The following is a 14,382-nucleotide window of genomic DNA, read 5'->3' as shown; positions in this document are numbered from 1 at the left end:
TGTTACTTTCTAAATAAAGTAGTAATATCTCATAATCGTTGTTATATAAGAGGAAAATAGGAGACCAAATCATCTGCGATTTGGTCTGATAATTAGCATACTATTTGGTGTGTTTTTCCACCGAAACAGAACTACTGACTTAAATCAGTGCGCATTTCTATTTGTCTAGCTTCAGCGCCTATCGACTAGAAAACTTCAGGACTTTTCCCTACGATAAGTTAACATCGATTCGCCTTGCAGGCTCACCGTGTTTCCTTTATCTCAGTCAAAGTCCCTCCAGTTTTTACGTCGATGAGCAAGGCCCTTCCGCTTTTCTTGTATAAACAATTTTCTTGATCGTTTCAACGGAAAGAAAATAGTCATCTGCTAATTGCTCGATGGATCTGCCGTTTTTAAAGGCGGTTTTAATCTCACTATTTCTTTCATCAATGACTTTCCTCCCACCAGATTGCGTTCCCCACTTTCGATAGGATGCAGCTGGCTTCGGTATATAGATTGTTTCCCCCTGAACATACTTTTGAATTTCTGCTAGCAGATTTTCAGGTAAAACTGTATTTGCTTTCACATATTTCATTTTTGGTCAGCCCCTTATCTTTTTCGATCATTAAAAATAAGGTGCAAAGCCAAGAATATTAGAAAGTATTGTTAGGCGAATCAATAAATGTTATGTCCACCTCATGCAAAGGATCGCCTTTCTAATACTAGGCTTTGCATGAGACGCTGCGGATTCTGGCAAACAAACCGTCATTGCCATAAGAACACCACCCTTCAAATGTTTTGATTTACAATCATTTTATTTCTAACTATTATAAAATAAAAGTATGAATCCGTGAAAGGGGAAGGTAAAAATTACTACAGTTTGTTTAGTGAGACATGGTGAAACAGAATGGAATGCTTTAGGAAAAATACAAGGAAGAACAGATATCCCATTAAATGAAACGGGGAAACGCCAAGCGGAGGAATCTGGAGAATTTTTGAGTTCCTCAACATGGGATGTACTGATTACAAGTCCTTTAAAAAGAGCAAAACAAACAGCGGAAATTATTAATACGTATTTGAATATCCCACTTATTGAAATGAATGAATTTGTTGAACGTTTTTTTGGAGATGCGGAAGGTATGACTCTCGAAGAACGAATCGCAGCATTTCCAGATAAGAATTATCCAAATCAAGAAGACCGGGCAACTTTAGAAAAGCGTGTAATGGCAGGTTTGTATAAGATTAATCAACAATATCCGAACGGAAAGGTATTGCTTGTTGCACATGGTGCTGTTATCCATACGATATTAAGTATAATCTCGGAAGATGAAATTGATTTTAGAAAAACGCCTTTATTAAATGCCTGTATTAGTAATATTCATTTTCAACAAGAAAAGTGGGGAATAAAAGACTTCAATCAAGTGACCCATCTATCATCTAATAGAAAGAATTGAGATGAACTGCCAAATTTGAGCAGTTCTTTTTCAATGAAAAAAGCTTCCGAATAAAAATAAGTGACTAATTCATAGGAAAGGGGTATCTTTTAAGATATAAAAAATCGGATACAAGGATGAACTGAGATGAAATTTTTAAATAAATACATAAAAAAGTATTGGCTCCCCTTTTGTTTAGCTGTGCTTTTTCTTACGTTTGAAGCAGTGTCTGACCTCCTGCAACCGACAATTATGTCAAAGATTATCGATAACGGTGTAGCGAATAAAGATTTAGACTATGTATTTAAATATGGAGGAATCATGCTGTTAGTAACGGCATTTGGTGCATTAGCTGCATCGGCACGTAATGTTATTTCCGGTATTGTATCGCAAAATTTTGGATCAGAATTACGTTCAGATCTTTTTCGGAAAATCCAAGCACTTTCATTTAAAAGCATTGATAAATTTGATCGTGCATCACTAGTAACCCGCTTAACAAACGATGTGACACAGGTTCAGGTATTTGTGAATGGGCTGATGCGAATATTCGTAAAGGCACCCCTCTTATGCATTGGGGGTCTCATTATGGCCACCCATTTAAATGTTCATTTATCAGTCGTTCTGGCGGTGATTGTACCGATGGTCGCTCTAATCATTATTTTAAATATGAAGATTAGTTTTCCCTTTTTCATTAAAGTTCAAAAAGCTTTGGATAAAGTGAATGGTATGATGAGGGAGTATTTGTCGGGTGTGCGGGTCGTCAAAGCATTTAACCGGTTTGACTATGAAGTTAATAAATTTAGTAAAGCAAATGATGAATTTCAGGAGAAATCGACATCGGCCATTCGCATTATGGCGATTTTCAGTCCGGTTATTATGCTCATTGTCAATCTTGGCATTGTTGCTGTGTTGTGGATTGGCGGAATCCGGGTTGGAAATGGCAGTTTACAAGCAGGGACAGTTATTGCATTTACAAATTATATGACCCAGATTCTTTTTTCACTGATGATGATATCAATGGTCTTTAATATGTTTGTTCGGGCAAAAGCGTCAGCGGCAAGAATAGGTGAAGTTTTTGATGAAAAAAATGATATGACTTGGAATAATGAGGAGAAAGAATCTCATGTAAAAGGACGAATTGATTTCGACCATGTGAGCTTTTCCTACGATGAGGCGGCGGGTGAACCGATATTAAGAAACCTCACATTCTCATGCTTACCCGGAGAAACAGTAGGAATTATTGGCTCAACAGGTTCAGGGAAATCGAGTTTAATCGGATTAATTCCGCGTTTTTATGATGCAACATCGGGAACCATTAAAGTGAATGGCGAAGATATAAAACAAGTAAACCCGAAGACATTAAGAGGGAAAATTGCAATTGTCCCACAAAAATCAACATTATTTACAGGTTCAGTCATAGAAAATATCCGTTGGGGAAAAGAAGATGCAACGATGGAGGAAATTGAACGAGCAGCGAAAATGGCTCAAGCGCATGATTTTGTGATGGAATCTCCGGAAAAATATGAAACAAAATTAGGACAAGGCGGAGTTAATTTTTCGGGCGGACAAAAGCAACGACTATCTATTGCGCGGGCGTTAGTAAAACAGCCGGAAATTCTAATTCTTGATGATAGCACGAGTGCACTTGATATGGTGACAGAATCAAAGTTAAAGGAATCTCTGAAAAAATATGCGAACGGGTTAACCTGTCTAATCATTGCCCAAAGGATTACATCGATTATGGATGCAGATAAAATTATCGTTTTGGATAATGGGGAAATCACAGGGATTGGTACACATGAAAATTTATTAATGAATAGTAGCGTGTATCAAGAAATTTACAAATCTCAAATTGGGAAAGGAGTGGAATAGGATGTCTGCAGAAAAGAAAAATACAGTGCCGCAATCCAATCCTATTCCTCGACCAAGTGGCGGAATGCGTGGACATGGCGGAAGAGGCGCTCCTGTGGTGAAGCCGAAGAATTTTAAAGGAACAGTAAAACGGCTTTGGCATTATTTCGGAAACGAGCGAAAAATGTTATCCATCATTTTTTTATTCATTTTAATCGATTCCCTAATTACCTTGTCGGCCCCCTATCTTATCGGCAAGTCAATCGATGCAATGACGATAGGCGGAAAAGTAGATTTTAATTTGCTCGAAGTATTGATTTTTGTTCTTTTAATTGCCTATATTGCTGATGCGCTATTAACTTTTTTACAAAGCTGGTTAATGGCTGGTGTCTCTCAAAGGATTGTCAAGCGTCTCCGCAGTTCGTTATTTAAAAAGCTGCAAAAGCTCCCAGTATCATTTTTTGATACACGGACACATGGGGAATTGATGAGCAGACTTTCTAATGATATTGATAATGTGAGTAACACGATTTCGCAGTCAACGACACAATTAATGTCGGGTGGAATTATCCTTTTTGGTTCGTTAATCATGATGTTTATACTTAGTCCAATTCTTACGTTAGCGACATTAATCACTGTCCCGCTTGTCTTCTTGCTTACGAGAACCATCGCTAAGAAGACACGAGTTTTGTTTAAAAACCAACAAATTCAGCTCGGCAAGTTGAATGGTCATATTGAAGAAACAATTTCCGGAATCCAAGTAGTGAAAGCATTTAATCATGAGGATAAAGCTATTGAGGAATTTGAAGAAGTGAACACGAAATTAAAGCAAGTTGGGTTAAAAGCACAAATTTGGTCGGGCTTTTTAATGCCGCTTATGAACGTGATAAGTAACTTAGGTTTTGCCGTTGTCGCAATTGTAGGTGGGCTCCTTGTTGTAAAAAGCTTAATTACCATAGGTGTTATTGCAAGCTTTCTCACTTACTCCAGACAATTTGGCCGGCCTTTGAATGACTTGGCAAATATTTTTAATATCCTTCAGTCCGGTGTAGCGGGTGCGGAGCGCGTGTTTGAAATTTTAGATGAAAACGAGGAAGCCCCTGATCAGGATGGGGCAATTGAATTAACACAACCAAGAGGCAATGTGATTTTTGAAAATGTGTCATTTGGGTACCGCCGTGATGTTCCGATAATAAAAAATATTAGCTTTGAGGCAGAAATCGGCAGCAGCACAGCACTTGTCGGACCAACAGGTGCGGGGAAAACAACGATTATCAACTTGTTAACACGTTTCTATGATGTAACAGAAGGGCGTATTTACCTTGATGGAAGGGATATAAAGGAGTATACAAGGGATAGTTTGCGGAAGTGCTTTGGGATTGTGTTGCAAGATACGTATTTATTCTCAGGATCAATTAAAGAGAATATTAAATACGGAAAACCGGATGCAACAGATGAAGAAGTGAAAGCGGCGGCAAGAATGGCGAATGCTGATCTCTTTATTAAAAAACTACCGAATCAGTATGATACGATGCTTTCGGAAAACGGTGGAAACTTAAGTCAAGGACAGAGGCAATTACTGGCTATTGCACGTGTTATGCTGGCTAAGCCTTCCCTACTTATTTTAGATGAAGCAACTAGCAGTATTGATACAAGAACAGAGCTTCATATTCAAGATGCACTATTAAAAGTAATGGATGGACGAACGAGTTTTATCATCGCACATCGATTGAATACAATCCGAGAAGCTGATACGATTATGGTCATTGATCATGGGAAGATTGTTGAAAAAGGAAGTCATGATGAATTAATTGGAAAACAGGGTGTGTATTATCATATGTTTTTTAATCAAAGTTCTCTTCAACAACAAACCTAGCATAACTGCGCGCAAAAAATAAATAAAACGAAAATATCTCTATTAAAGCTTTAAAAAAATAGTTAATCTAAGCTTTAATAGGGATTTTTTGTCTATTTTGGAGTTCAATTTCTTATTTGTGGGGAACAAAAGAAAGCGCATAAATAGTAAAGACATGTTATACTTTAGAGGTACATGCAGTATGACTGTATAAGTGACAGAGTATTTAAACAGGAGGTACATGATAAAATGAGTAACGGAATTTTCAAAATCCCAACACCTATAAATGAGCCTGGTAATTCTTACGCTCCAGGTACAAAAGAGCGGGAAACATTAAAAGCAGAATTAAAACGCCAATCTAATATCGTAGTAGACATCCCTGTGATTATTAATGGAGAAAATGTAAAGACAGATACAGTGAAACAAGTAGTTATGCCGCATGATCATCAACATGTGTTAGCAAACTATTCACAAGCTGGAGAAGAAGAGTTACGTGCGGCAATTGAAGCAGCAATGGCTGCAAAAGACGCATGGGCAAATATGCCATGGGAACATCGTGCATCTATATTCTTAAAAGCTGCGGATTTAATCTCTGGTCCATATCGTGATGTAATGAATGCGGCTACTATGCTAGGACAATCTAAAACAGTTGTACAAGCTGAAATTGATTCAGCACAAGAATTAGCAGATTTCTTACGTTTTGGCGTAGATTATGCTAATCAAGTTTATCAAATTCAACCAGACAGTATGAAAAATGTATGGAATCGTACAGATTACCGTCCATTAGATGGTTTCGTATTAGCGATTTCGCCATTTAACTTCACAGCAATTGGTGGGAACTTACCATCAGCACCTGCAATGATGGGGAATGTAGTAGTTTGGAAACCTGCCACAACTTCTATGCTAGCAAACTACTACTTCATGCGTATTTTAGAAGAAGCGGGATTACCAAAAGGCGTCATCAACTTCGTACCATCTCGTGGTTCACAGGTATCTGAAGTCGTTTTAACAGATTCTCGTATGTCTGGATTCCACTTTACTGGATCAACTAGCACGTTCCAAACAATTTGGAAAAATGTTGGTGAAAACATTGCGAACTACAAATCATATCCTCGTTTAGTTGGTGAAACGGGTGGTAAAGACTTTGTATTTGCTCACGAAACAGCACAAGCAGACAAAGTGGTAGCTAACCTTGTTCGTGGTTCGTTTGAATACCAAGGTCAAAAATGTTCAGCAGCTTCACGTGCTTACATTCCAGCAAGTATGTGGGAAGAAGTTAAAGCTGGATTAGTAGAACAAACTGCAAAGCTAAAAGTTGGAGATGTTCGCGACTTTACAAACTTCATGGGTGCGGTAATTGATAAAGCTGCATTCGATTCAATTACAAGCTATATTGAACATGCAAAAGCATCTGAAGAAGCAGAAATTATTGCCGGTGGTACGTATGATGATTCTGTTGGATATTTCGTTCAACCAACAATCATTGTGACTACAAATCCGAACTTCAAAACGATGGTAGAAGAAATCTTTGGACCAGTATTAACAATCTATGTATATGAAAATGATAAATTAGAAGAAACATTGGATGCAGTAGATACAGCTTCAATGTATGCATTAACCGGTGCGATTTTTGCACAAGATCGAGGAGCGATTATGCATTTAGAACGTCGTTTATCTGGCGCAGCTGGAAACTTCTATATTAACGATAAACCAACAGGTGCGATGATTAATCAACAACCATTTGGTGGTTCTCGTGGTTCTGGTACAAACGATAAAGCAGGTTCTGTATTTAACATGATTCGTTGGACAACTCCTCGTGTTATTAAAGAAAACTTTGCACCAACTGCAGAAATTTCTTATCCATTTATGGATGCAGAATAATTTAAAAGGTCAAAATAAGTGTATTTAACCATTAAAGAAACAGCTGATTATTTATCCGTATCTGAAACATATGTGAAGAATTTAATTTTACAAGGTAAAATACGGGCTTTGCATGACAGTAATGGAGAAATATTGGTTTACAAGGACCAGTTTAAGACACATTTTGAACAACTTGAAAAATATAAACTATTAGTTCAGGAATTGGCAAATGAACCGATTCCGGAAGATGCGGATATAAAGGATGAGGATTGACGTAAAGAGCCATTTAATGATGGCTCTTTATGTTTTACTAACATCTAATAGTTGAAGAATTTCTGCTTTTTTCAAGGCAAGATCCGGGTGACTTCGCGAGAGAGGTTTTTCTGATGAGATTGAAATTTGTGAATAAAGTTCTCCCGGCTGTCCTCTAAGAATGAGAATACGGTCACATAAATAAAGTGCTTCATCGATATCATGTGTGACAAGGATCATTGTGGTATTTCTTCTTTTCCATATAGAAAGAAGGAGGTCCTGAAGCTGCATTTTTGTAAAAGCATCAAGTGCACTAAACGGTTCGTCTAATAGTAATATGCTAGGTTCTGTAATGAGCGATCGTGCTATAGCTGTTCGTTGTGCCATCCCGCCGGAAAGATCCTTAGGGAAATGCTTTTCAAAACCAACTAATCCAACCAATTGTAAAAGTTCTGTTACCTTTTGTTTCTGCTCAGGATAATGGATACCGAAACTAATATTATCAACAACATCCAGCCAAGGCATTAGCCGTGGTTCTTGAAAGACCATTCCAATCGCCGCAAGGTCTAGGTCAAGCGAGCCTTTAAAGTTAGAATCAAGTCCAGATAGGACACGTAATAATGTGCTTTTTCCGCAGCCACTTGTACCAATAATGCCAATAATTTCTCCTTTCTGAATCGAAAAGGAGATGTTTTGAAAACCAGTTTTCCCCTGATTAAACGTACGTGAAATATTTCGAACCGCCAGCATCGTTGAAATCCCCCTTAGTTTTGGTTAGAAAGACTGTCTTGCCATCTAAGTGATCGATCTTCTATTTTTTTGAGAATGGAATCCGTAAGTTTCCCGAGTATCGCGAATAACAAAATACTGCCTAAAACGAGCTGGGGTGAATACGTGTTTTGACCGACGAATAATAAATAGCCAAGCCCTTTACTTGCCCCCATAATTTCAGCGGCTACGACGAACATCCAGCCAAGTCCCAGCCCACTGCGAATTCCGACAAGAAATGAGGGAAGTGCCGCAGGGAGGATGATCTTACGAATAATTTTATAAGGTGAAAAATGATAAATTCTGCCGACCTCAATAAGTTTGCGGTCGACCCCTTGAATTCCGGATACCATATTTAAGTAGACAGGAAAGAATACACCAACTGCAATGAGTATAATTTTTGATGTTTCACCTATTCCCATCCATAAAATAAAGAGTGGTACCCATGACAAAGATGGGATCGACCGAAAGGCTTGAATAATTGGATCAAACAGACTCTCAAATAGTTTAAAATAACCTACAATAGATCCTAGTAAAATAGCGAAGAATGTTCCTATAAAAAACCCAGCAAATACGCGATATAACGTCGCCCCGGTATGCTCCCACAGCGTTCCTTCCCGTGCCATGTCATAAATTCCTTTAAGGATGATAGATGGAACCGGGAGTAGGTGTGCCTCAATCAGTCCCATCCTTCCGGTGATTTCCCAAAGTAAGAGGAGGATGAAAGGGATAATGCTTCCTATTATCCACTTCCTTTTGCCTTTTTTCTTACTTAAAGTTAGTTTTTTAGAGGTATCTCTTCTTCGTACCAATCTTACTTTTTCACTTTGCTCAATCATCTGCCCCGCCTCCTTTATTGATTAATTACCTTTTTCGCATATTTTGGCGTAATCAGCTCATTTACGAGCTTTTCAATATTAAGAGTATCCTTTAAAACTTTCATTTCTTGAAGAATCTTCCCAGCTGCTTGAATCGTTTCAACTTGCTCATTTCCAGGAGTAGGAGAAGAGAAATCATTTCTTTCTAGCTCTTTTTTTGCGACATCACTATCAATTTTTGCTTCCTTTGCAAGAATTCCAGCGGTTTCATCGGGATGCTCAATCGCCCATTTTCTTGCTTGCTCATACGCTTCAATCACTTTTTCAACATATTTAGGGTATTGATCAGCAAACTCCTTTCGGACATTTAATGTTCCATAGCTATTGTAATTTGGTTGACGATAAAATAGGTTTGCTTTCGATTCCAGTTCTAGTTTTGCCATATGTGGATCCAATCCTGCCCAAGCAGTGACTTCACCAGACTGTAATGCACTTGCACCATCACTATGTTGAAGATTGACAATTTCAATATCATTTGGTGATAACCCATTCTCCTTTAATGCACGAAGCAGAAAAATATACGGGTCGGTTCCAATAGTTGCGGCAACCTTTTTTCCTATTAAATCAGCTACTGATTGAATGGATGGATCAAGTGTAACCAGAGCGGTCCATTCTGGTTTTGAATAGATATAAATGGATTGAATAGGTGACCCGTTTGCTTTCGCCATTAGTGCAGCTGCACCAGCCGAAGAACTAAAATCCACACTTTTTGAGTTTAAAAACTCGAGTGCTTTGTTGCTACCTTGACTTAGAACAAATTCGATATCAATCCCTTCCTTTTTAAATAATTTTTCCGCAAAACCTTTGTTTTTTAAAACAAGACTTGTTGGCGAGTAAAATGCGTAATCCAAAATAATTTTTTTAGGTTTTTTATTTTCCCCACTTGCACTACTGGAGCATCCTGAAAGCACACCAAAAATTGTAATGATGCTTAAACAAAAGATAAAATACTTTTTCATTTAAATGACCCCCTTATTTAATTTTATTGATAGGATTACTTGGAATTTGGTATGTAGATTCTGCGAAGTGTAAAAAATGAATGATAGGTGAGAGAAGAAGAGGTGGAAAAATAAATAAGCCCTCTTCCAATAAGAAGAGGGCGAAAAGTAATGGTCCTCCTCTTATCTTCCAGATCATCATGGATCTGTAGGATGTAGCACCTTTTCAAGCAAATCGCTTGAAGGTTGCCGGGCTTCATAGGGCCTATTCCCTCCGCCGCTCTCAATAAGAGTGTATTCGATTTTTAATTGCTGTCCAGCTAGAGTGTCTTCAACAAGGAGCTTTACGCTTTTTAATTGCGTTGTATCTGTGATGAAGTATAAAATAAGTTGAATAGGAAGTCAATTAGTTTTTTTAATTTTTTTACAATGCAGAAAATTGGTAGGAGGATACAAATGAAAAGGATAATCCCACATATTACAATTGAAAATTGCAAGGAAGCTATAGAATACTATGCCGAAGTATTAAATGGTGAGATTGGACATACTCAACTCGCCGACGGAATTGAAATGTTCAAAGGACATGAAGGAAAATACATCCATGCAGAACTCCATTTTCCTAATGGGTTTGCCATTTATTTTAATGATGTATTTGGGAATGAGCCAATCTATGGGAATAATATTGAAATTGGACTCGAATTCGAAAGTGATGAGGAAATCAAGCAAGTATATGACGCAATTTCCAAAGAAGGGGTAGTAAAAATGGAGCTGCAGCAAACATTTTGGAATGCTACCTATGGAAAAGTACAGGACAAATATGGAGTTACGTGGGAATTGAATTATCGAAAATAAAGGGGATAGAAAGGCATCCCCTTTTTAATCTACTTAAAGTTTTCTAATCCCTTAGATTGGGTGTCATCATTCAATATTCCATTATTAATTATATATTGACGTGCTTCTTCATTCCCTAATTGATAGATCATTTGATAAACTTCAGTAAGAATTTGATCATATTTATGATTTTCGGAATCATGGTGATATTCAAGGAAAGGAATATGGGCCCGTGCATATGTTTCTAAATCAGCAGCATATAACTTTTTGAAAAGCTCTTTAAGCTGAGAAATTTCTTTATGGTTAGCAGTAATTTCAAATTGTTGATTTGTTTCAATTGGAGTGTCTAATATTTCACCATTGGTGATATCAATATAATATTTTCTGCTATTCGACTCCATACATTTCATCTCCTTAAGTTTTTTTTTTATAAAACTATCGGTAGCTCCAAAAAAGAAACTTAAAGATGTTTTACCACTAATTTGTCCTCATTAATCATTATTAAGATGTAATGTTAAAATTGATTCTCATCAACTTCCCCATTAATTACTTTAAAGGATATATGAAATATATGTAAGACCGTTTTGGGCAATTAATGACCCTTTTCGAAAGATTGTAGCTTTAAACAATAGTAAAAGCGCAGAGTGGAGCGGAAAGGAACGGTTTATTGTTTATCCACAAAAATATACCAAACACAGGTGCCACCAAAGTACAAATATTCAGCAATATTAAAAGTATTACTTATGTCTCTTGTGCCTGTATCAAAAATGAAAGTAAAATGAAATTTATTGCAAATGTTCATTTGTTAAACTATAAAAATAGAGTTTAGCTACTTGCAGGAAAAGTTTTAATACTGTAACAAAAGGGAAGCATATTTACATATTCTGTCGCATTAATTGATTATGTAAATATGTATTATCGGAGGATATAATATGACTTTTGAAGAGTTATTAATTGATAAAATGTATTATAAAAAAACATTTATGAAAGAGAATGAATTCGACCATCCAATTCGAATCCTTGGTGAAGCATACATGGCGGAACAGCAAAATGAGCTAGCTGAATTATCGTATATTCGTTTCGCCCAAGGAGAAGTGTATTTTCATAATAAAGACTTTGAATCTGCCATTTTTAAATGGGAAAATATCGAAAATGAATTAGAGCCATGGGCGAAAAAAAATATGGCAGATGCCTATTTTGAATTAAGCCTGTACTCTACTGCTGAAGAAATATACCGTTCAATCGTTTCTGATTCCCCAATATTAACGACGGAAATTTCGATTATGCTTTTCTCTATTTATAATGTGCAGGGAGACATGGGAAAAGCGGTTGATACAATTAAGGAAGCTGTCGCCTATAATCCTGATTACAAAAATCTAACAGACATAGCACGCGATTTTTTTGAAAATCAGCAGGATTGGGCAAATGCAGTAGAACTAGCTGTGAACGAAGCAATAAGAACGGATTCTGCAAAATGGTTTGAGGTACTCATTTCCTATAGTTTGGATGAAAAAACAAACCGATTTGCACCAAGTTATTTTAGTAAAGTCCTAGTTTCGTTATATATAGAAAATCAAAGATTGTTTGAATCATTTGTTTCCTCGCTATGGAAAGGTTATCGAAATGAAGCAAAAGATGTTTACCTAACTTGGATTAAAGAGATTAATCATATCCTTATAAATATCGAGGACCGTCGTAATGGAAATTGGCATGAATTATCCGCTCTATTTGCGGAGTCATATTCGGAGCTATTAAATGGGCAGCTTTTATTAAAAGATTTATCATTGATGGTGCCGGAACATCTTGAAAACTGGCTCAAAGTCGCTGATTCTACACATGCATTAGCAGCTTCAGCAGCCGTACTTTCGTGGGCAGAAATCTTTCCGTCGAGCATCAATCAGTCAATCATTCAAGAAGCAGAAAATATTATTGTACATGCAAAAAATGAAACGGATGTCTTAAAGGAAAGTGTACGTTTATTTGAAAACATAATAGAATGGGCGAAAAAGCAAGAGGTTCAGATTGGTTATTCATTACATTGGATGGTTCGCCAACTTCTTGATCATCGCGTACATCATTTATTAGTTGCTGGTAATTCAGAAAATGGAAAAGTTGATTTTATCAATGCAGCACTTGGAGGCCATAGTCTAGGAATACCATCATCTTCGCTCATTATGTATAAAGATGCTGATACAATCGACATTTCAGAAATTACGAATGATGGCATAAGTAAAATTGACAATATAGAAGAATTTCATGAACTATCGATGCATGAAACAATGATTGATTTTAAGTTGCCAGCTGAACTTTTGTATGATTGCGCAGTATCATTGTCATATATGCCAAGAAATAGCCAAGGGCTAAATAGCAAGCAATATATGTATCTGCCAGATGCTATTCTAGCAGTAATAAATCCGAGTGAATATGATGGTGACTATTTACTTGATTTAAACGAGCAAATGCCGTATACCCCATTACATTTTGTAATTAACGATGTGGAAAAAGTATACAGTGAACAAGAATTAACTATTCTTGAAGATGAGATTCGTTCTAAATTTCCGTATGCGATGGTCTTCACATCTACAGACTCGGCAAATTTAACGAACTTTATAAAAACGATCACACAATCAATCAATGTGGAGGAAGCGCGTACAGCTAATATGCTATCCTTCATTCGTGCATTAATGTCAAACATTTTAGAGCAACGACTGCAAATGGAAAATGGTTTAAATGAATCGATTAAATGGGAAGAAGAAATGGCTACTAAATTAGGCGGAGCGATTCATCAACTGCAAGATATGGAAAAAGAAAAAGTAGAAAACATCACACAATCGTATCAAACTATTAAAGATGACATTAAAGAGGAGCTAAGAAAATCTATCCCTGCATTATTAAAGGGAAGTTCCGAACTAATTAAAGAAGATAGCGACTTTAGAAAACTTCATATAGAATTGAATGAAGAAATGAACAGTCGGATTCAATTACATGTTGAAAAAAAGGTTTTACCAAATTTTTATTCTTCGATTCAACAATGGATTTCCTATGCAGATGAAGAATTTTATCAGTGTAAGACGTTCCTGGATGAAATGCGAGAGGGCTTTAACTCATTATACGGTGAGGAAAGATTAAAGCTATTTGCAGATGAGAAAGTACTTGATGATTGGCGACGCGATGCGGAAAGAATGAAAAATGGTATCCGAATTGATAAGGTAAATATTTTACTAAGGCATACACCGTCCCAAGTTTTATTAAAAAGTGCCGGCAAACTTTTTGGGGCACTCCAGCAAAATAAATCAATTCTTTTTAATAAATATAAAAAGTTTGTCGAAAATGAGGATTATCAAGAAGTCGTAAATACCATTACAAACAAGTTCCTAATGCAATTTGAACTATTTGAAACATCTATAGAAAGAGATATTGCGATGTTCTTTAAGAATCCTTTAACTGAACTTGAGGAAACGGTTAAGAAAACCGAGGCTACCCGCCAAGATAATGAGAAAACGTTAAATAGAATGAAAGCAAGTCCGGAAAAATTCAGTGACCCTCTATCACTATTTCAAGTTAAATTACGTCAATATGAGTGGATCATTGATGCGAGCAAAGAAAGCTATCCAGTTGGTTAAAACGCTAGTTTACTAGCGTTTTTTTTTGAAAAAAGGTAGTTCACTGCAGAAAGACAAATGTTCATCTCTTGTAGAAAATGTCTTGATTATTTCTTGATAAAGAGAGATAATAAA

At 36.6% G+C, this 14,382-nt stretch carries 12 protein-coding genes and 1 riboswitch; of the genes, 7 read left to right on the top strand and 5 right to left on the bottom strand.

Translation table 11 applies throughout. From position 1 onward, the window contains the following. Positions 1 to 283: 283 nt before the first annotated feature. Positions 284 to 574: a CD3324 family protein gene (locus I5776_RS18000; protein WP_202777840.1), complete on the bottom strand. Its 291-nt coding sequence runs from the start codon at positions 572 to 574 to the stop codon at positions 284 to 286. 274 nt (positions 575 to 848) lie between these two features. Between I5776_RS18000 and I5776_RS17995 the strand changes: the two genes are divergently transcribed. The 5 genes from I5776_RS17995 to I5776_RS17975 all read left to right on the top strand — a co-directional run bounded on the left by I5776_RS17995 (position 849) and on the right by I5776_RS17975 (position 7,251). Continuing rightward, positions 849 to 1,433: a histidine phosphatase family protein gene (locus I5776_RS17995; protein WP_202780849.1), complete on the top strand. Its 585-nt coding sequence runs from the start codon at positions 849 to 851 to the stop codon at positions 1,431 to 1,433. Positions 1,434 to 1,559: 126 nt separating this feature from the next. Then, the gene (locus I5776_RS17990) at positions 1,560 to 3,284 is read left to right on the top strand and encodes an ABC transporter ATP-binding protein (protein ID WP_202777838.1); all 1,725 of its coding nucleotides are present in this window, start codon (positions 1,560 to 1,562) and stop codon (positions 3,282 to 3,284) included. A 1-nt stretch (position 3,285) separates the two neighbouring features. Next, complete coding sequence (locus I5776_RS17985; protein WP_202777836.1) at positions 3,286 to 5,139, top strand: ABC transporter ATP-binding protein; 1,854 nt, start codon at positions 3,286 to 3,288, stop codon at positions 5,137 to 5,139. A gap of 228 nt (positions 5,140 to 5,367) precedes the next feature. Next, positions 5,368 to 6,999, top strand: a complete 1,632-nt coding sequence (gene pruA / locus I5776_RS17980) for an L-glutamate gamma-semialdehyde dehydrogenase (RefSeq protein ID WP_202777834.1) — start codon at positions 5,368 to 5,370, stop codon at positions 6,997 to 6,999. Between the two features lie 18 nt (positions 7,000 to 7,017). After that, positions 7,018 to 7,251, top strand: a complete 234-nt coding sequence (locus I5776_RS17975) for a helix-turn-helix domain-containing protein (RefSeq protein WP_202777832.1) — start codon at positions 7,018 to 7,020, stop codon at positions 7,249 to 7,251. A gap of 27 nt (positions 7,252 to 7,278) precedes the next feature. Here the strand turns inward: I5776_RS17975 and I5776_RS17970 are convergent, their stop codons facing one another. From I5776_RS17970 to I5776_RS17960, 3 genes are read right to left on the bottom strand one after another with little or no spacing between them, the layout of a single operon-like run. Continuing rightward, positions 7,279 to 7,980, bottom strand: coding sequence for an ABC transporter ATP-binding protein (locus I5776_RS17970; RefSeq protein WP_202777830.1), 702 nt, complete (start codon positions 7,978 to 7,980; stop codon positions 7,279 to 7,281). Positions 7,981 to 7,994: 14 nt separating this feature from the next. Beyond that, positions 7,995 to 8,837 (bottom strand): ABC transporter permease, encoded by an 843-nt coding sequence (locus I5776_RS17965; protein ID WP_202777829.1) that lies wholly within the window; start codon positions 8,835 to 8,837, stop codon positions 7,995 to 7,997. A gap of 14 nt (positions 8,838 to 8,851) precedes the next feature. Beyond that, positions 8,852 to 9,835, bottom strand: a complete 984-nt coding sequence (locus I5776_RS17960) for an aliphatic sulfonate ABC transporter substrate-binding protein (protein WP_202777827.1) — start codon at positions 9,833 to 9,835, stop codon at positions 8,852 to 8,854. Between the two features lie 159 nt (positions 9,836 to 9,994). Continuing rightward, positions 9,995 to 10,107: riboswitch (SAM riboswitch) on the bottom strand. A 163-nt stretch (positions 10,108 to 10,270) separates the two neighbouring features. On the opposite strand from I5776_RS17960, the gene I5776_RS17955 reads away from it, so the two are divergent. Further along, a complete protein-coding gene (locus I5776_RS17955) occupies positions 10,271 to 10,666 on the top strand; it encodes a VOC family protein (protein WP_202777825.1) in 396 nt (131 codons plus the stop codon). Positions 10,667 to 10,695: 29 nt separating this feature from the next. On the opposite strand, the gene I5776_RS17950 is transcribed toward I5776_RS17955, so the two are convergent. Continuing rightward, the gene (locus I5776_RS17950) at positions 10,696 to 11,046 is read right to left on the bottom strand and encodes a hydrolase (protein ID WP_202777823.1); all 351 of its coding nucleotides are present in this window, start codon (positions 11,044 to 11,046) and stop codon (positions 10,696 to 10,698) included. Positions 11,047 to 11,577: 531 nt separating this feature from the next. On the opposite strand from I5776_RS17950, the gene I5776_RS17945 reads away from it, so the two are divergent. After that, complete coding sequence (locus tag I5776_RS17945) at positions 11,578 to 14,268, top strand: tetratricopeptide repeat protein (protein ID WP_202777821.1); 2,691 nt, start codon at positions 11,578 to 11,580, stop codon at positions 14,266 to 14,268. Positions 14,269 to 14,382 lie beyond the last annotated feature (114 nt).

Source organism: Heyndrickxia vini, assembly GCF_016772275.1.
GTDB classification, from domain to species: Bacteria; Bacillota; Bacilli; order Bacillales; family Bacillaceae_C; genus Heyndrickxia; species Heyndrickxia vini.
The sequence above is the reverse complement of the archived record's forward strand: the minus strand, read 5'-3'. Positions and strand labels throughout refer to the sequence as shown.

Coding starts and splice junctions, on each gene's coding strand:
- pruA (WP_202777834.1), top strand. CDS start 5,368: ATGAGTAACGGAATTTTCAAAATCCCAACACCTATAAATGAGCCTGGT.
- I5776_RS17985 (WP_202777836.1), top strand. CDS start 3,286: ATGTCTGCAGAAAAGAAAAATACAGTGCCGCAATCCAATCCTATTCCT.
- I5776_RS17965 (WP_202777829.1), bottom strand. CDS start 8,837: ATGATTGAGCAAAGTGAAAAAGTAAGATTGGTACGAAGAAGAGATACC.
- I5776_RS17990 (WP_202777838.1), top strand. CDS start 1,560: ATGAAATTTTTAAATAAATACATAAAAAAGTATTGGCTCCCCTTTTGT.
- I5776_RS18000 (WP_202777840.1), bottom strand. CDS start 574: ATGAAATATGTGAAAGCAAATACAGTTTTACCTGAAAATCTGCTAGCA.
- I5776_RS17950 (WP_202777823.1), bottom strand. CDS start 11,046: ATGGAGTCGAATAGCAGAAAATATTATATTGATATCACCAATGGTGAA.
- I5776_RS17945 (WP_202777821.1), top strand. CDS start 11,578: ATGACTTTTGAAGAGTTATTAATTGATAAAATGTATTATAAAAAAACA.
- I5776_RS17955 (WP_202777825.1), top strand. CDS start 10,271: ATGAAAAGGATAATCCCACATATTACAATTGAAAATTGCAAGGAAGCT.
- I5776_RS17970 (WP_202777830.1), bottom strand. CDS start 7,980: ATGCTGGCGGTTCGAAATATTTCACGTACGTTTAATCAGGGGAAAACT.
- I5776_RS17960 (WP_202777827.1), bottom strand. CDS start 9,835: ATGAAAAAGTATTTTATCTTTTGTTTAAGCATCATTACAATTTTTGGT.